The organism is Psychrobacter sp. SCQQ22, assembly GCF_015864605.1.
Classification (GTDB): domain Bacteria; phylum Pseudomonadota; class Gammaproteobacteria; order Pseudomonadales; family Moraxellaceae; genus Psychrobacter; species Psychrobacter fozii.
Genome location: NZ_JADYWZ010000015.1, coordinates 1 through 18178 on the forward strand (window position 1 = coordinate 1; position 18178 = coordinate 18178).

The window sequence follows — 18178 nt, forward strand, 5'->3', positions numbered from 1 at the left end:
GAAAATGACATAGACCCAACGACCGTTAAATTGCTTGATCCAGCTGATGGTTCAGAAGTCACCACATTAACCGTGACTGGTGAAGGCGAATGGGTCGTTGATCCGAATACAGGTGAGGTTACTTTCACGCCAGAAGCGGGCTTCACAGGTGATCCAACACCAGTTGAGTATGTTGTCTCTGACACAACAGGACTACAGGCTGACCCAGCAACTATTACCATCGACTATCCACAAACTGTACCAGTGGCAGTTGATGATGAAAAGTTAGACCAAGTGCTTGGCGATGCTATTACTGTTGCTGTGGTGGGTAACGATACTGATGCACAGAATGACATTGACCCAACGACTGTCATAATCACTCAGTCTCCAGCAGGCAGCACCATTGCAGCTGACGGCAAATCTGTTATTGTGGCAGGCGAAGGTACATGGAGCGTTGATGCTGCAACAGGTGACATAACCTTTACCCCAGAAGCAGGCTTTATCGATAACCCAACGCCAATCAGTTACACGGTTGAAGATACAACTGGTCTATTGTCTAACGAAGCAACTGTTACCATTGACTATGACCAGTTAACTACAATTGAAGTTGAGCCACCAGGTCGTGTTTCTGAAGAAGGGTTGGTCGGAGGAAATCCAGATAGTAATCCAGACTCAACGCTTGATACCACTGATTCAGTAACTGATACAGATGGTAACTGGATTCGAGTAACTGATACAGACACAGACCTTTCGGCTGCCGTTGTGAAATTTGTATTACCAGCGATTGATAACGGTTTGACCAGCCAGGGCAATCCCGTTATATTCAGGATCGATTCGAGTACAGGTGACATTGTTGGTGAATATACGTATACGGATAGCACTGGCACGACTCAAACTCAGAATGTACTAACCATAGGTTTAAACGGTAGTAAAGAAGCAATTACTGATGGTTATCAATTTGGATATAATGTCACGTTGGGTGCGCCTGTAGATCATACTCAAGGTGACGATATCGAAGGAATTTTGTCAGTTGATTTTGGTATTGAAGTATTTGAAAATGCGACTGCCACAGATACATTAGCCAAGTCTGATGAGCTGTTAGCTATCATCGAAGATGACTCTCCTGCACCTCAGCCAGTAGTTTGGAATATTGATGTTCAACAAGAAACCGTCACTATTACTGATCTACAAACAGGCTTTACTAATTCGTTGTTTACCAGTCCGACACGTGCTGTCACAGTTGATGATCCTGCGTATTTAGTTGCTGGTAGTCTTAATACTGCAGCTGGAAGTAGCGGCGATACGATTCCACTGCGTGACTATGGTGGCACGGTTGGTGTATTAACTGCAGAGCAAGATGCCACATACCAAGCGGCAGACGGCAACCTTTACATAGATACGCTCGACGAAGCTATTTATTGGGGTAGACCAGCTGATACAACAACATCCCCTGCAGGATATACCACTTACGAAAATACTGATTATCAAGGTAATGGTCAGGAGATTGAGTTTGAGAGCAATATTGACTTAGGTGATTTCTCCCATATTAACTTTGGTGTCTTTGGAGATGGTGGTACGTTATTGGAGACCGAGTTAGATCTTAATTTTAACGTTGATGTAAATGGTAACTCTGAGTCCGTCGCTGTTGAGTACGATATGCAGCATAATGAAACATCTAATGCTGCAACGGCTGCTACATATGGCTTAGATTCTGCAGTTTATGATGATGACTATGTCCAGAGTGACTTTATTGTCATACCAAATGCGACTCAAATTATAGATATTGCTGGCCAACAGTACCAACTTGACTTAACTTTGGTTAATCAAGACCCCCTTTCTACTATTGATTCTGACAAAAACAAAGAGTTTTTGAAGGCATATCAAAATAACAATGGTATTGATGATAACGGTGACGGACTAATAGATCAGTCAACATATGCGGTTGTTGGTGAGTCAATTAATACGTTTACAAACAATGGTGTTCAAAATGTAGGAAACTTCTATGACTTGAACGGTAATGGTATTTTTGGCGATGAAGGAGATGCACAATTCGTCTCTAATTTGGACTCAGGCTATAGGTACACCGTTATTGGTAACAGTAATTTTGCTTACATTGATGCTGATAAAGATCTGACTTCAGATGGTATTGATTTTGATGGTGATAATATCAACGACGGTGTTCTAGATGCTAATGGCGATCTCGACTACGTTATTTTTAGTACGAATGGCAGACGTGCTGAAGATACCGACGGAGACGGTATTATTGATAAATATGACAGCGATGGTGATAACATCGTTGATACCGACTTCGCTTTAGATGATTACAACCTAGCTCTAGATGACGAAAATACTTTTGTGGTAAACAGTTTAGAAGGTCAAGAGAATACCTATGATCTTATAGGTAAACTGACTCCGCTGAACTTATTACCTGTATTAGATAACAATGTCGTTATTGAAGGAAAAGTGGCTGTTGGTGGTGATGCTGTTGATTATCTTACTTCTACCGCTAACGCTATCGTTTGGTCAGGTGTTTCTACAACTGACAGTGATGGATCGATAACCACTGTTGACACAGACGGTGATACCACCAACTATGAGTTCCAAACGGATTATGGACTGTTTATTGGCTATGCTGACGGTAGTTATAAATTTAATACAGTAGACAACATTGCTGATATTGTGACAGCTGGCTTAGATGATGCAGATGTGTTCTCATTCGAGTATCAAGACTCTGATGGTGATACAGCCAGTTCGACAGTTACCTTAAATTATAATGAGTACGCAACACCGCAAAGTCCAGACACAATAAATAGTATTCCGTCACGTGCTACTGCTGATAATGACTACTTAGTAGGTACTAACCAGGCCGAAACGCTGAGTGGCGGCGCAGGAGATGATACTTTAGTCGGTCTGAGCGGTGCAGATACTCTATTAGGTGGTGATGGTAGCGATATTTTAATATTTGATAGAAACGATATTTCAATGGATGGTGGCGAAAACTCAGATGGTAGTCAAGACAATGATGCTTTAGTGATTAGCGACACGAGTCTTGTTTCTAGTATCGATTTAAGTAACGTTACCAATATTGAAAATATCAATATGACGAATGATAGCGCCCAAACACTCAGCTTAGGGTTGAGTGATGTTATTAGTATGACCGATACTAATAATCAGCTGTTCATTAAGGGTGATAGTGTTGATACCGTCAATATATCAGGTATGACTAAGTCTGGCACTTCTGATCAAGCGGGTTACGATCTGTATCAAGACAGTGGTAGTACGGCGAAGTTATATATCCAAACAGCTATAGATGACAATATTATTTAATATAATTGAATAGACAGTAAAAAAGCGCTCCTAAATTAGGGGCGCTTTTTATTGTCCGTAAAAAACCAACTGAAGACAGAATATAGTCTAATTAAGGTAAATATTTAGTACTTCAATCTTTTGTCAAAGATTGATAGTAGTGTTGAGTTCAAGGTATTTTTTCGCTTATGCTTTAGACTTATAATTCTAACAATTAATGACTGATATTTTCTGTCATCACACCCATGCTATAAAATGCATAGGCAACTACGGTTAGCGCGACAATAACTGGAGTAAATACCCAGATGACGACATTAATCAAGATAGATGGTAATAATCCGTTGAATAATTCAGTATCTGGTGCAAAAAACTCTACCATCACATCGACTGCACGTTTGGCAATAGGGAAGAGTAAAGTGCTTAGTGCTAATGCATAAAGATACTTAGCAAAGCTAGGGTCGCTCATGACAACTATGAAGTAAAATACTGAAAAATAGGTGATACCCAGCATCCAGCATTTGAGAGTATAGCTTAAACGAATCATGTTAGTTTCTCCCAAAGTATTTTGATAATGGCATGTAGAGAAAGTTATTATAATAATTCTATAATAATGAATATACTATATATGTTATAAGTTGAATATACAAGTTAGCTGTTCTTTTAATTATCTTTGCAAAAATAACAATGCTTATATAACTCTAATAAGACTGAGTCACACTTTATATTAAACTTGACTATTGTTAGCTTGTATATGAAAATCAGGAGCTTTTGATTGTCGAGTTAAATACCAAATATGGGGGCGTTACAACCCAAAAAGTGATGGTATAAAATAGAGATATAGTCGATTCAATTTAAAGGTAGTACAAGGCAACCGAGTGTAGATGTATATTAAATACTTCAAGCAAGGTTAACGCAGTAATATTTTTATAGTGGAGTGACTATAAAGGAATGCCAACTGTCCTATGGATAAATACATAATACGACCGCAAGAGATTTATTTGTTAGAGCGCTATAGTTCACCTGCCTACTTTAAAGAGATGCGTGAGCCTTTGCTCATATGCTAGAGGCGGCTGAACAAGCATTAGAGCTATTTATGGGGGACTTACCTAGCGATTATCGTAGTAGACCCATCAATCGTCAGCCTGATATTGTTTGGGGCCAGCGCGTGCTGCCGAATTTACGCGGCACCTTAGACGATCTTAATGTGGGTTATCAAGAGCTGTTAAAAGGAGATTTAATAGCAATAAGATATGGCGGTAATGTTGAGAGTGATTTTCGCGCTATCAGTATGGATTACGATATCGACTGGATGCCTGAGCAGCAGCAATATCCAGAATGAAAGATTCAGGTGGCAGAGTGAAGCCGTTATCTATGCACAGCTATTGCATGATATTTATATACAAATGCTGTGTTTTTATACTGAGGGATTCCAAATGTACGATCGCGTTAGCTACGGCGTATAATCAGTTAGATTGGAAGATTTAAAATGAGAAAAATTGTAGATAAGCATGGAAACAATTGTCGTTAGTATTAACATATAGGCAAAATTTCTGACGATATTTAGCCATTTTAATACCGTTCGATGTATAAATATGCTCATTGATGATATGGCTTGGGATGACTGATAGACAGTTGGCCACTATGCAAGTCGCTGCTTTTTTTATAATGTTAGGGTCTTTCGGTTTTTTCTTACAACAAAAGGGATAGTTTTCTAGAATATCTTTAAATGGTGTGACTAGATATGACTAGCAGACCCTAGTGTTTTTAAACTTTTACTGCTTTCTTATTCAAAATAAATACCAACACCGCACCCAATATCACAGCGCTTGCCACGACGAACTGCATGGTCAATTGCTCAGATAAAAACACCACGCCTAGTATGGCTGCAAGCACAGGTACGCAAAGCTGTACCACTGCTGCTTGGGTGTTTTTTAACAGCGGCATTGCCATATACCAAATGCTATAGCCCATACCCGATGCGATCGCCCCTGATGCACATGCCAACAGTATTCCTTTGATAGTGATATTACCTAAATCGATGTTTTCCAAGCCGATATTATCGAGATACACCATGCCGATTAATAACAGGATAGGAACAGCAACAAGGCTCCGGATAAAGTTAAAGCCGGTGGCGCGTAGCGGTGACACACATGATTTGCCACGTATACTATATATACCCCAAGCCACACCACTGATTGCCATGAGCGTCGCTGCTAGTAACGAAGGCACTGCTGCTGACGGTAGCATTAAATAAATAAATCCGACGACTGCAACGATAAAGGCGATCCACTGCAATACGCTTAATTGTTCTTTTTTATAGATGCCCCAGCCAATCATCGTGAGCTGAACTGCTGAAAACAAAATCAATGCGCCAGTACCCGTGTCTAGTTCTACATAGGCAATCGAAAAGCAAAGTGCATAAATCACCAAGCTTGCACTACTAAGCCAACTGCCTTTATCATTCAAAATAGCCTCATAAGAGGTGCTACCTAGATTGAGCGCTTGACGTCGTAATCGATAGGTATAGACCGTCATGATGATAGCTAAACAAACAGCCGCACTCACCAAGCGAATGATCGTAAAGCTCCAGGCATCTATATAGCCTGCTGCTAGCGCCATTCTTCCAAAAAGAGAGTTGGCGGCAAATGCGATCAATGCGATAACAGTATAGAGCGTAGCTTTCAAGGTAATTCCTACTATGAATAAGTTGATTTTGAAATAGGCGAGCAGATGATTTTAACGTTAATTTTTTAGATATATTTTTATAACAGCTAATCATCGTTTATCGGAAATGAGGGCTGGCACTCTAAAAATCCAGTTGATAGCTATCTCACAAGGAACGATATTTTGTCGTACTTGCGACAAAAAGTCTCTTTTAAATTAGAATAACGATAGTTGCATTGATGATAAGGCTTATGAGTGAAATAAGTGGTCAAAATTACTATCGGCAACCTTTCAATAGTTTCAATCAACTAGTCAATCAATCAAATAAAAAAGATACGCAGGAAACGATAACATGGATTGGGCAGGTATTTTTATTTATGACACAACGTGGGCATTTGCACTTGAAATATTAGTACGTGTCACCGTCATGTTTGTGCTCATTATTTTATTTTTACGCTTTACGGGCAAGCGTGGTGTCCGTCAGTTGTCAATCTTTGAGTTAACTATCATTTTATCACTGGGCTCTATCGCAGGTGATCCAATGTTTACGCAAGACCTGCCAATTATTCAGGCAGTGCTGATTATGGGCTCGGTCATTTTTCTTTATCGACTGTGCACATGGGCCATGATGAAATTTCAGCCGTTCGAAGATTTACTAGAGGGTAAGTCGCTATACATTGTCGAAGATGGGTTGTTAGTACTAGAAAAGATTAAAAAGGGCAAGATGTCGCATGATGAGTTTTTTGCTGAAATGCGTCAACAAGGCGTTGAGCATTTGGGTCAAGTGCGTACAGGGCTTCTGGAAACAGATGGCAACTTTAGTATCTTATTATACCCACCCGAAAACACAGGCTATGGCATGCCACTTTTCCCCAAACAGTACCAACCAATCGAGCAAGTAGAGCTAGGGGTTTATTATGCTTGTATGCATTGTGGCTATATTGACACTATCTCTGACGCTCATCAGCTGTGTATACGCTGTGAGGATGACTGTCGAAACTGGGCAATAGCGTTAAAGAGCGAAATTGTGAGATGATTGGGCTGTTCTCTGTATTTTTATGGAGACCTAGTACACAGATAGGAACAGCCCAAGCTTGAAGTGCTATTTCTTCTAGATATTTTGGTGAGTTTAGGCGACTTTATACCAGTCAATTTTACGAGTCATGACCATCACACAGGCGAGCAGTACAAAGCAGAAGACGGCACCAAGCAATAAGTTCATATCTTCTGTAGTGAGAATACCAAAAAACGATGCGTACAATCCTGCGAGTGTGACGGTAAATATCGCTGCTCGTTTTACGCCACCGAACACGTAGTAAGTATACCAGCCAATGAGTCCGACACAGGCACTGGCCGCAATGGCATACGCTTTCCAAAACACTATCTGCTCAGCCAGCGGTAGCAATAACACATAAAAGACGAATAGCGCACAACCAACCAATAGATATTGTATCGGGTGAATACGGCTCGATTTAATCACCTCAAATAAGAAGAAAGTGCCAAACGATACTAAGATTAATAGCAGCGCATATTTCATGGTTCGTTGGGTTTGTAAATACACATCATTGGGTTCGGCAAAACTAACCCCAAAGCTGCTGAGGCGCATACTATCAGGCATTGTGCCACCTTCTACTGCAATCAAGTCATCGCGAGAAATTGACTGACTGCTGGTATCAAGGCTGGCTTGACTCGTAACAGCACATTCATTATTGGCGCTACCGATACAATGTGATAAATATTGATTGTTAGTGACGGTTAAATATTGATTCTGCCAATTGGCTTCAAACCCTTTCGTGGTGAACTTTTTGGCATTTGGAAGGGCTTTGCCAATGAAGTTGGGCGCATGCCAATTACTGCGCATGGTTAGGCTAAAGTTCTGCCCAGTAGGCACCGTATTTAAATTACTAATACCTGCTAAAGGTAAGTCTACTATGATACTAATCGCTTGAGTACTTTCGGTATCGGATGGTTGATTGGTCAAGCCTGTACCGGATAATGTTTCGTTATCCTGCGGGCTAGCAACAGGCTTCGCTGGACGATTCAATACATCTTGAGGAATGGCCACCTCTACATAGGTCAGCTCTTTCAGCATAGGTGTTTGCGGATATGTTGCTTGTATTGATTTATTGTCAATAGTCACTGTAGGTAGTGTCGCTACACCGCGTAGGTCTGATACAGGAATAATTAATTTGGCTTTATTCCAGTGAATGATGGTTTTTTCAGGTTTTATTTTATTGATAAATGGGTTTGTAGCGGTATCGACTGAATCTGATGCTTGGTTATTCGTATTATTAGGCTCGTTTAAGCTAATTAAAGTTGAATCAAAAGTATAGTTTTGGTCAGATTTCAGCGCACCGTTATAACTGGTCGCATGATAAACACCGCGCTTATAGGTGTCCGTGTTTACCTCAAGATCTTGAGTTGCTTGAGTTTGATTGGCAAAAACGGTTTCAATTTTTGAGTAGGATGCGGCGCAGTTACTGGTTGCTTCAGATCCTTTAATCTCACATTCAGGTGTGACCGTGGTAGGAATGGCAATAAAGGGTGTAATGACTTCTTGCGGGTTGACGTGCTGTTGAGCGATTTCTCTGATGACCGACTCTGAATAACTTTGCCTCTCATAGATGACTGAGCCAATCATATTGAGACCAATGGCAAACAGAACGCATAGCCCCGCGATGATGGATAATTTAATCAGTAGTGTCTTTTGCATGGGAGCTCCTCATATAAATCTTTAGTCCAAAACTGCCAATACAACAGTCAGTAGGTTTAAAGAAAAGGATAGAGGAGGGATGAAGAAAAAATATGTAAGAACAGTGGAGAGTGTGTGGAAAAATAATCGTTAGTGTTTTTTGGTATCGCCAACGACTTTATCCATAATGGCAAATAGCAAGCCTGACAGGACGAATGTCATGTGAATAATGACCTTCCACATGAGCTTATCCGCATCACCTTCGCTCATGTCACTTGTGATGTCCATAAATGACTTTAAAAGATCAATTGCAGAAATAGCGACGATGGCACCAATAACTTTTAACTTTAAACCAGAGAAGTCTACCTTGCCCATCCAGTTAGGTCGATCATCGTGATCATTGGTATCGATTTTGGAAACGAAAATTTCGTAACCACTGAATATGATGATGAGTAGTAAGCTAGCAACCAGCGAAATATCGACCAAGACTAGTATGTCTACGATCACACTTGCTTCAGAGGCGACAAGAATATCTGCAAACATACCCCAAAGCTTTTGGATAAATTTGATAAATAATAAAACAATGCCTAAAACCAATCCTAAATAAAAAGGCGCCAGTATCCAGCGGCTGTTAAATATGGTTTTTTCTAAGTAGTATTCAATATTTTTTAGCATGGATATCTCTTAAGGTTCCTAAAAGTAAGGCTATAATTCATATATGTATAACGTCAGGTATGATGCATTTGAGCAAGCTGTTTAGCCACTTGTTGCACTCGTTGCTCTCTATTACCACCGATACGATGAAACCGCTTTTGATGGTGGGTTAGCTGGCTTGCAAAATAGTTGCTTATCTCTTCACGTTGATGAGGGCTATCTCGTAAATCGTCAGCGACCCACGGGATATCCACTTCAGTTAATAGGATTAAGTCATAATGATGCGTCAATGCGGCCTGAGTCAGAGCCTCAGGGCAGTCGTCATAATACCAGTTGGAATACGCCATTAACTCAAACAGACTGGTATCACAAAACAGATAATGGTTACCTTCTGCTGTTTCAGCTGCTTGTGTGGCGAGTTTATTTTCTAACGCTATTTGACCTTGGGCGATAGGGAGTAAGTCATCCCACGTACAAGTCAGTTGCTCATTGTCCCATTTGGCTTGTAGATACGTGCGCATGTACTCTGGTACCCAAGGGCTATTAAAATGCGCTGCCAAATCACGACATAAGGTGGTTTTGCCCGTACTTTCTGCACCTAACACCGTAATTTTAGTGACCAATTTAGGCGTACGCTGTCTGAGATTGTCTGCGATGTTGTGTGCGATAGCGTCGTTGCCATTCATAATAAGCCCAGATTGCGATGAAGGTGAAAACCACATACTGTAGTGCGGTAAAGGTAAAACCTTTATAGAAATATAAAGGTACCGAAATAGCATCGGCGACGATCCATAGTAACCAGTGTTCAATTTTACGTCTTGCCATAAGCCACATCGCCATTAAGAACAGCGCAGTGGTTAGCATGTCAGTATAGTCTACCCAGGTAAATAAGTTCAGACCAAGGACAGCACCGTCGAAGCTAAAGCCATTATTAATCACTGGGCGAAAGTAATAAACAGTAGCGACAAAGGCGACAGTCGCCGTGGCTAGTGTGACCAATATGGGGATATCTGTTGTACTCAAGCGTTCAACTTGAATGCTACTCTGAGTATCACTGTCTTTTGACGACACATTTTGCTGCTGGCTGGTTGGAGTCAGTTGTTCTTGCTGTTTCTTATCGTCTTTATTTTTTGACCAGTTAATCCATCCATAGATGCTCATAATACTGTAATAGGCATTGATGAACATATCGCCGAATAGCTGCCATTTCCACAATAAATAAACAAATATCGCAGTACTTACCAGTCCAATAGGAAAGACTAGAACATTGGTTTTGCTGGCGAGAATGACACTTGCTACGCCAAAAATGACAGCGATCAATTCGAGAACAATGAATAAAGTGGTGTAGTCAGCGTATTGCCCAAATAACCAGTTGAGAAGTTCTGCCATTAGCATTTCCAAATATTAGCGTTTATATGTACTTTTGGTGAGTCTGAACATAATAAATAGCGCCAATTATAGCGTAGCTGCTGCAAAATTCAGGCAATCTTTGCTTGTTTTTCGCAACAAACAGGTTATTTGTAACAAAGTATTAGAAAAATTATAATATTCAGGCATAATAAAGCCACTGATTTTAAGTTTACAGTCATTCACCGAAAGTAAATGGCTATTATTTTTCAACCTTTATGCTTATTTTAAGCACTATAGTAGTAGACAAGGAAGCTTATCATGACGACTTGTATCACAGGCACAGGCCTATACATTCCACCTTATAGCATCAGCAACGAAGAGTTAGTTGAGTCATTTAACCAGTATGTTGAAAATTATAATACAGAGCATGCTGATGAGATAGCTGCAGAGACGGTTACGGCGCTCGAGCCTTCATCAGCCGCATTTATCGAAAAAGTGTCTGGCATCAAATCACGTTATGTGATGGAAAAAGACGGTATTTTGAATCCTGAAATCATGGCGCCAGTGATTGCTTATCGCAATTTGGGTGAAGAGCTGTCTGTTATGGCAGAAATGGGTGCCGCTGCATTAAGAGATGCATTGGCGGATGCTGGATTAGAAGCCAATGACTTGGATGGTATTATCCTTGCTTGCTCAAACTTTCAGCGTACTTACCCAGCAGTCGCCATCGAGATTCAAAATGAGATTGGTATGATTGGCGGTTTTGCTTATGATATGAATGTTGCGTGTAGTGCAGCGACGTTTGGTCTATCACAAGCGCATGGTTCTATCGTTTCTGGTCTGGCCAAGCGTATCGCCGTGGTCAACGTTGAGATTACCTCAGCGCATCTGAACTGGCGTAACCGTGACAGCCACTTCATCTTTGGTGATGTCGCAACAGCATCTATCGTTGAAGACCTAGATACGCCAAAAGGTTATGAGATTCTAAACTCTAAGCTATTTACACAGTTTTCGACCAACATCAAAAACGAATATGGCTTCATGGATCGCTCAGAGTATTTAGCTGCACAGACTGAAATGTACCCAGATATCAAAGCACCAGTGACGGACAAGCTGTTCCTTCAAAATGGTCGCAAAGTATTCCGTGAAGTCTGTCCGAAAGTATCAGAGGTTATCACTGAGCATTTGACTGAAAACGAATTACAAGCCAGTGATGTGAAGATGATGTGGTTACATCAAGCCAATGCTAATATGCTGGATTTAATCCTACGTACGGTCGTCGGTAAAGAAGCTGATAAAGCCATCGTGCCGAGCGTCATCGCTGAGTTTGCCAATACCAGTTCAGCCAGTCCAATGATTGTATTCCATCGCTACAAAGACAAACTAGCATCAGGTGATTTGGGTGTTATTTGCTCATTCGGTGCCGGTTATTCTATTGGTTCAGTATTGGTTCGTAAGGTTTAATACTGTCATTAGATAACTGTTGTGACGATAAAAATAGCTAAGAGCAATCTTGGCTATTTTTTTGTCCGAATTTTTTGATATACGTCTTACAAAACTTGAATAACGGAACAAAGTGATGGTATTACGGAATAAGTGAGGATGTTGAGCAATATAATGGCTAGATTGCTTAGAATAACGACAAGATTACTCAGAGGTTTTAATTTACGGTGAAAAATTTGCTATAATCACGATCTTATTCCTCTTATCCAATTAAAAGTCCTTTTATGAAAGAATCCTTACGCCTGCGTTTAGACCAGATGGTAGACCGTTATGAAGAGGTCACCGCCTTATTATCAGACCCTAGTGTCATCAGCGATAATAATAAATTCCGTGAATTGTCTGTCGAGCACAGCGACTTGATGGATATCACTACTTTATGGCAGAACTATGTAGGGGCAGAAACGGATCAGGCCGATGCAGAAGCTATGCTGGCCGATGCTTCAGATCCCGACATGAAAGAGATGATGCAAGAAGAGATTGATAACGCGCGTGATACCATCGTAGAGATGGAAGAAGCACTCAATGTCATGATGCTACCAAAAGATCCTAATGACAAAGTGCCAGCATTTTTGGAGATTCGAGCTGGTACAGGTGGTGATGAAGCAGCGATTTTCTCTGGTGATTTGTTCCGTATGTATCAAAAGTACGCTCAAACTCAAGGTTGGACGGTGGAAGTGCTATCAGCCAACGAGGGTGAGCATGGTGGTTATAAAGAAATCATCACGCGTGTATCAGGCAATAGTGTATATGGTCGCCTAAAGTTTGAATCAGGTGCTCACCGCGTACAGCGTGTCCCTGAAACCGAGAGCCAAGGTCGTGTTCACACGTCAGCTTGTACGGTTGCGGTCATGCCAGAAGTTGAGATTGATGATACCGTCGATATCAATCCTGCTGACATAAAAATGGATACTTTCCGCTCAAGTGGTGCAGGTGGTCAGCACGTTAACACGACTGACTCAGCCGTACGTTTAACCCACATTCCAACGGGTACCGTGGTAGAGTGTCAGCAAGAGCGTAGCCAGCACAAAAACCGTGCGCATGCTATGAAGATGCTGGTCTCAAAAATCCAACAAGCCAAAGTGCAAGCGCAGGTCGATGTGGCTGACTCTATACGTCGTGATCTGGTCGGTAGTGGTGATCGCTCAGAGCGTATCCGTACCTATAATTTTCCACAGGGTCGCATGACTGATCACCGTATCAACCTTACCTTATACAAGCTCGACTCTATTATGGAAGGCGACTTGGATGAGATTCTTGATGCATTATTACGTGAGCATCAAGCAGATCTAATGGCGAGTATCGGCGGCGGTGATCAATAGGGCTTTAGTAGTAAGTAAAGCAATAACCATAAAGTCAGTAGACAAAACTTAATTGAAACCTATGCTGCTGACGATGAGCCTTGTGGTTATCATCAGACTATTCAAAGCAGTGTAGCAAGAGGGTTGTGGTGTATATATTAACCATATAATTTTCCAAATCTACAATTTAACTTATCAAAATTTGAGAGTGTTATGTCAAAGCAAAACCAGAATAATCAAGCCCAAGAAGAACAAGCCCCAACACTAGAAGAAGCCAATGAGCTGATTGCTCAATTACAGGCCAAATTAGATGATATTACGGCTTCTGGTAAACAGCCTTATCCCAATCAGTTTAAGCGCACTGATTATGCTAAAGACTTACAAGCTGATTTTGATGGTATCTCTAAGCAAGAGATTGAAGAAAAAGCCGCGAATGGCGACAAGACTCAGGTGAATATTGCTGGGCGTGTGATGCTCAATCGTGGCTCATTTATTGTCATTCAAGACATGACGGGTCGCATCCAGCTGTATGTTGCACGCAAAGAGTTAGATCCAGAAACACTTGCTTCTATCAAATCATTAGATTTGGGTGATATCGTTGGTATCTCTGGCTACATCGGTCGCTCGGGTAAAGGTGATTTATACGTACATATTGAGGAGTTCAACCTTCTCACTAAATCACTACGCCCAATGCCGAACAAGTTTCATGGTTTAGCTGACGTAGAAGCTCGCTATCGCAATCGCCACCTTGATTTGATGACCAATGAGACGACTCGTGATACGTTCATGATCCGTAGTCAGGTCGTTAGCGGTATCCGCAAGTTTATGTTGAATGAGCGCTTCATGGAAGTTGAAACGCCAATGATGCATCCTATTCCAGGTGGTGCTGTTGCGCGTCCATTTGAGACTCATCATAATGCGTTAGATATGCCACTGTATCTACGTATTGCGCCTGAGCTTTACTTAAAGCGTTTGGTTGTTGGTGGTTTTGAGAGAGTATTTGAGATTAACCGTAGCTTCCGTAATGAAGGCGTCTCAACCCGTCATAATCCTGAATTTACCATGATTGAGTTTTATCAGGCTTATGCTGATTATCATGATTTGATGGATTTGACTGAGCGTTTATTTAACGAATTGGCATTGGATATATTAGATACCACTGAAATCACCTATCAAGAAGAAGCTATTAGCCTAAAAGCACCGTTTGAACGTCTGTCTATGTCTAATGCAATTGCAAAATATGCAGAAAACTTCGATATGGCGCGCATCAATGATCGTGAATATCTAGCAGAGTACACCTCAACGGTACTTAAGCAGCAAGTAAAAGACGGTTTTGGTGTGGGTAAATTGCAAACAATTATCTTTGAAGAAACTGCTGAACATCAATTACGCCAACCAACGTTTATTACTGAGTATCCAGCTGAGACCTCACCACTAGCGCGCCGTAGTGATGATAATCCTGAGATTACTGATCGTTTTGAGCTATTCGTTGGTGGTCGTGAACTGGCCAACGGCTTTAGTGAGCTTAATGACCCTGCTGACCAAGCCGAGCGCTTCCGCGGTCAGGTTGCTGAAAAAGACGCGGGCGATGATGAAGCCATGCACTTTGATGAAGAGTACATTGAAGCATTATCTTACGGTTTGCCACCAACAGCAGGCGAAGGTATTGGTATTGACCGTTTAGTCATGCTATTGACAGACTCTGCTAGTATCCGTGATGTGATTTTGTTCCCACACATGCGCCGCAAGCACGAAGGCTAAAGTGGATTTGCTTGCTAGTAATCCGCAATGATATTCAACTAAATATAAAAAGCTTTTACTTCTTTCAATGAAACGGGTGTAAGCTTTTTTATGAGACTTCATTTATAGGAGCGTTATGGACACTCAGCAAGCATCGCCTTCACTATGGCGACAGATGATTCAACAATTTTCTTTATCATTGTATGAACTACCTGATGATAAAGCAAACGCTGATCCTGAAAAGTTTCAGGGTTACGATTTTGTTTTTGAGTTTTCTAGTGCCATTATCTACTTGGTTGTCAATGATGTGACAACGGAAGCGGATAAGCAAGATGTCGATAGTGACAAAGTTCGCGAGTGGAAAAAAGAGATTGTTAATAAATTAATCAAACGTCACACTCAGCTTTATCAGAAAAATGATAAGTTGATGGTTGATGGCAGTATATCGAAAGATGGAAAATCCATTTATTTTGTTGGCTTAACCTCAATATCCATCGAACATCAAGACGAAAAACTAGGCTTATCCTCTTATACTATTGATTATGAATATGGCAGTCAGTTTTTTGCTGAAGATTGTGTTTTAGACTTGGATGATGAACAGAGTGTCTTGCAAATATTTAGTCATCGAAACTTTGCCAAGATACTCAGTCAATTGGCTACACCAAGTGATCTGACGACGTTTTTAAGTTTTCACCGTGATCAATTGACAAGTTTTGTATCGTTCAAAAATGAATCGACACTCCTGAAACTGTTTTTAGAATCTCCTGATTTTCACTACAGGGCTCTTAGCGTTCAAGAGCAGCTGCTTGATGGCGAGCTAATCGATCAAATCGAGCCACGCTTACTTAAAGCAGTAGAACCCAATCAGGTAGAATTTGCCAATGCATTGATGGCTGAGATTCAAAGAAATACTCGAATGTGGTATAAGCTATTCAATAGCTTGCTCAAGCGTTATCGTGAAGCGGGACAATCACTGCCTACTGCGCAAGTCGATATTTTGGCAGATGAGTCGATGTATACCTATGCCTGTCTAGTAGAAAAAATACTAGCATATAGAATGGTTGACCAAGATTCACGCTGGAATGGTTATGTTCGTCATGAGCACTCTTATCATATCTTTGGACGTCATTATCTTATGGTGTTTTATGCGCAAGATGATAGTAGCTCGTTGAGTACAGAGAAGGTTCGTTTGTCTCATCAAGATTTGTTATCGGATCTCAATGCTCAGATGCAAACGCCAGTGATGGATGATCTGTTTTTGATTGGCGTAGAATTTAGAGCTTGTGAAGACAGCGTAAACACTGAGGTGTACTTAGATATTTTTCATCAAACAGGCGCATTTATTGATGTAAATACTCAGCGTTTACACGAACGGTTGGCACAACTTCAAGCGCAATTATAGCCAACCTTATCTCTATCAAAGAAAGTGTCAGGTTCGCCTGACATTGTTTCTTTGATAAACGAGTTACGATTTGTCGTATCTTTACTCGCCTTTCTGGTATCCACATTACAGTGAACAGACGCTAGGGCGTGTCCTCAGTCTGAATCTAATTCGCTATCTCTATTTATACTACTTGTATTACCTATACTGGCATTTACTATGACGCAGCAATATCAAGTTTTAGCTCGAAAATATCGCCCCAAAAACTTTCACGAGTTGATTGGGCAAACGCATGTCTCGCAAGCGCTGATTAATGCGATTGATTATAATCGCCTGCATCATGCGTATCTCTTTACTGGGACGCGCGGTGTGGGTAAGACGACGATTGCACGTATTTTGTCCAAGTGTTTGAATTGTGACATGGGTATCACCAGTACGCCTTGCGGTGTGTGTGATAATTGCGTGGCCATCGATCAAGGACGTTTTATTGATCTGATCGAAATTGATGCTGCGTCTCGCACTAAAGTTGAAGACACGCGTGAGCTGCTTGATAATGTACCCTATGCGCCAAGTCAGGGTCGCTATAAGGTTTATCTGATTGATGAAGTGCATATGCTGTCTACGCACAGTTTTAATGCGCTACTCAAGACTTTAGAAGAGCCACCTGAGCACGTAAAGTTTTTGCTAGCGACGACGGATCCACAAAAGCTACCAATCACCATTATCTCACGCTGTTTACAGTTTGTGCTGCGTCCGCTACCACAGACATTGCTGAGCGAACACTTGGCCAATGTTCTTACCCAAGAGCAGGTTGGGTATACGCAGCCAGCACTGTGGCAATTGGCAAGTGCGGCTAAAGGCTCAGTACGTGATGCGTTGTCATTGACAGATCAGGCGATCGCTTTTGGTCAAGGGGCGTTAGATGATGTCACTGTTAATGCGATGCTTGGTCTGATTGATGCAGCTGATTTGGTCAGTTTAATTACAGACATATACAATCATGATAAGTCTGCCGTTGCTGCTCATATTGAGCAAATGCGTGCACAGATGGTTGATGCCACCAGTATGTTTGATGGGCTCGCTGAGCTACTTCACCAGTTGGCATTGACACAGTTATTACCTGAAGTCGCGCTCAATGTAAATGAAGCACAGGCACAGAATATTACTGTACTGGCGCGGCATATTAGTCCAGATGTATTGCAACTTTACTATGAAATCGTGGTACAAGCACGTGAAGGTGTGAAACTTGCTAGCACACCTATGCAAGCGCTTGAGATGTGTATTCTACGTTTACTGGCCTTTCGTCCGTTGCCAGTCGATGAAGTACTGAGCAACACTTACGATAGTGAGGTATCCTCTACAGAAATATTAGCTGTAGAAACAGTTGCTTCTATACCGTCTACAGATGCTATCAAGCATGAAGCTTCAGCACCGCCATTACAGTCATATGATGTGGATTATCAAGCACAAGATTATGATGATCTCCAAAGCAGCAGTTATGATGAAGACCTAGCACAGCCTGAACCAGTTGTTGAGCCTGAACCAGTTGTTGAGCCTGAACCAGTTGTTGAGCCTGAACCAGTTGTTGAGCCTGAACCAGTTGTTGAGCCT

At 41.3% G+C, this 18178-nt stretch carries 14 protein-coding genes; 8 read left to right on the top strand and 6 right to left on the bottom strand.

What is annotated here, in order from left to right; all coding sequences use genetic code 11:
* A partial coding sequence (locus tag I6E84_RS13920; protein ID WP_227681556.1) for an Ig-like domain-containing protein occupies nt 1-3306 on the top strand: 3306 nt, incomplete at its 5' end.
* Between the two features lie 193 nt (nt 3307-3499).
* Here the strand turns inward: I6E84_RS13920 and I6E84_RS13925 are convergent.
* Entirely contained in the window at nt 3500-3829 is a 330-nt protein-coding gene (locus I6E84_RS13925; protein ID WP_197218607.1) for a hypothetical protein, read from the bottom strand.
* Between the two features lie 549 nt (nt 3830-4378).
* Between I6E84_RS13925 and I6E84_RS13930 the strand changes: the two genes are divergently transcribed.
* Nucleotides 4379-4624, top strand: coding sequence for a hypothetical protein (locus I6E84_RS13930; RefSeq protein WP_197218608.1), 246 nt, complete (start codon nt 4379-4381; stop codon nt 4622-4624).
* A 425-nt stretch (nt 4625-5049) separates the two neighbouring features.
* Here I6E84_RS13930 and I6E84_RS13935 read toward each other — a convergent pair whose 3' ends face one another.
* Nucleotides 5050-5970, bottom strand: a complete 921-nt coding sequence (locus tag I6E84_RS13935) for a DMT family transporter (RefSeq protein ID WP_197218609.1) — start codon at nt 5968-5970, stop codon at nt 5050-5052.
* Between the two features lie 331 nt (nt 5971-6301).
* On the opposite strand from I6E84_RS13935, the gene I6E84_RS13940 reads away from it, so the two are divergent.
* Nucleotides 6302-6985, top strand: coding sequence for a DUF421 domain-containing protein (locus I6E84_RS13940; protein WP_197218610.1), 684 nt, complete (start codon nt 6302-6304; stop codon nt 6983-6985).
* Between the two features lie 93 nt (nt 6986-7078).
* On the opposite strand, the gene creD is transcribed toward I6E84_RS13940, so the two are convergent.
* The 4 genes from creD to pnuC form a co-directional block, all read right to left on the bottom strand.
* A complete protein-coding gene (creD, locus tag I6E84_RS13945) occupies nt 7079-8662 on the bottom strand; it encodes a cell envelope integrity protein CreD (RefSeq protein ID WP_197218611.1) in 1584 nt (527 codons plus the stop codon).
* A gap of 129 nt (nt 8663-8791) precedes the next feature.
* Nucleotides 8792-9316, bottom strand: coding sequence for a TIGR00645 family protein (locus I6E84_RS13950; protein ID WP_197218612.1), 525 nt, complete (start codon nt 9314-9316; stop codon nt 8792-8794).
* A gap of 53 nt (nt 9317-9369) precedes the next feature.
* Nucleotides 9370-9981 (bottom strand): AAA family ATPase, encoded by a 612-nt coding sequence (locus I6E84_RS13955; RefSeq protein ID WP_197218613.1) that lies wholly within the window; start codon nt 9979-9981, stop codon nt 9370-9372.
* Nucleotides 9920-10684 (bottom strand): nicotinamide riboside transporter PnuC, encoded by a 765-nt coding sequence (gene pnuC / locus I6E84_RS13960; RefSeq protein ID WP_197218614.1) that lies wholly within the window; start codon nt 10682-10684, stop codon nt 9920-9922. The genes I6E84_RS13955 and pnuC overlap by 62 nt, the downstream gene beginning before the upstream one ends.
* A gap of 279 nt (nt 10685-10963) precedes the next feature.
* Here pnuC and I6E84_RS13965 point away from each other — a divergent pair, with 279 nt between their 5' ends.
* From I6E84_RS13965 to dnaX, 5 genes are all read left to right on the top strand, one after another.
* Nucleotides 10964-12109, top strand: coding sequence for a beta-ketoacyl-ACP synthase III (locus I6E84_RS13965; protein WP_110923517.1), 1146 nt, complete (start codon nt 10964-10966; stop codon nt 12107-12109).
* Nucleotides 12110-12372: 263 nt separating this feature from the next.
* Nucleotides 12373-13467 carry a peptide chain release factor 1 gene (gene prfA, locus I6E84_RS13970; RefSeq protein ID WP_110923516.1) on the top strand — a complete coding sequence of 365 codons (1095 nt, stop codon included), beginning with the start codon at nt 12373-12375 and terminating at the stop codon, nt 13465-13467.
* A gap of 192 nt (nt 13468-13659) precedes the next feature.
* The gene (gene lysS, locus I6E84_RS13975) at nt 13660-15207 is read left to right on the top strand and encodes a lysine--tRNA ligase (protein ID WP_197218616.1); all 1548 of its coding nucleotides are present in this window, start codon (nt 13660-13662) and stop codon (nt 15205-15207) included.
* 115 nt (nt 15208-15322) lie between these two features.
* Nucleotides 15323-16588: a hypothetical protein gene (locus tag I6E84_RS13980; RefSeq protein WP_197218617.1), complete on the top strand. Its 1266-nt coding sequence runs from the start codon at nt 15323-15325 to the stop codon at nt 16586-16588.
* Nucleotides 16589-16786: 198 nt separating this feature from the next.
* Nucleotides 16787-18178: DNA polymerase III subunit gamma/tau (dnaX, locus tag I6E84_RS13985; RefSeq protein ID WP_197218619.1), on the top strand; the 1392-nt coding region annotated here is incomplete at its 3' end.

Excerpts from the sequence above, each read along its gene's own strand:
- pnuC (WP_197218614.1), bottom strand. The coding sequence starts at position 10,684 with ATGGCAGAACTTCTCAACTGGTTATTTGGGCAATACGCTGACTACACC.
- creD (WP_197218611.1), bottom strand. The coding sequence starts at position 8,662 with ATGCAAAAGACACTACTGATTAAATTATCCATCATCGCGGGGCTATGC.
- I6E84_RS13980 (WP_197218617.1), top strand. The coding sequence starts at position 15,323 with ATGGACACTCAGCAAGCATCGCCTTCACTATGGCGACAGATGATTCAA.
- lysS (WP_197218616.1), top strand. The coding sequence starts at position 13,660 with ATGTCAAAGCAAAACCAGAATAATCAAGCCCAAGAAGAACAAGCCCCA.
- I6E84_RS13950 (WP_197218612.1), bottom strand. The coding sequence starts at position 9,316 with ATGCTAAAAAATATTGAATACTACTTAGAAAAAACCATATTTAACAGC.
- prfA (WP_110923516.1), top strand. The coding sequence starts at position 12,373 with ATGAAAGAATCCTTACGCCTGCGTTTAGACCAGATGGTAGACCGTTAT.
- I6E84_RS13925 (WP_197218607.1), bottom strand. The coding sequence starts at position 3,829 with ATGATTCGTTTAAGCTATACTCTCAAATGCTGGATGCTGGGTATCACC.
- I6E84_RS13930 (WP_197218608.1), top strand. The coding sequence starts at position 4,379 with ATGGGGGACTTACCTAGCGATTATCGTAGTAGACCCATCAATCGTCAG.
- I6E84_RS13940 (WP_197218610.1), top strand. The coding sequence starts at position 6,302 with ATGGATTGGGCAGGTATTTTTATTTATGACACAACGTGGGCATTTGCA.
- I6E84_RS13965 (WP_110923517.1), top strand. The coding sequence starts at position 10,964 with ATGACGACTTGTATCACAGGCACAGGCCTATACATTCCACCTTATAGC.
- I6E84_RS13955 (WP_197218613.1), bottom strand. The coding sequence starts at position 9,981 with ATGAATGGCAACGACGCTATCGCACACAACATCGCAGACAATCTCAGA.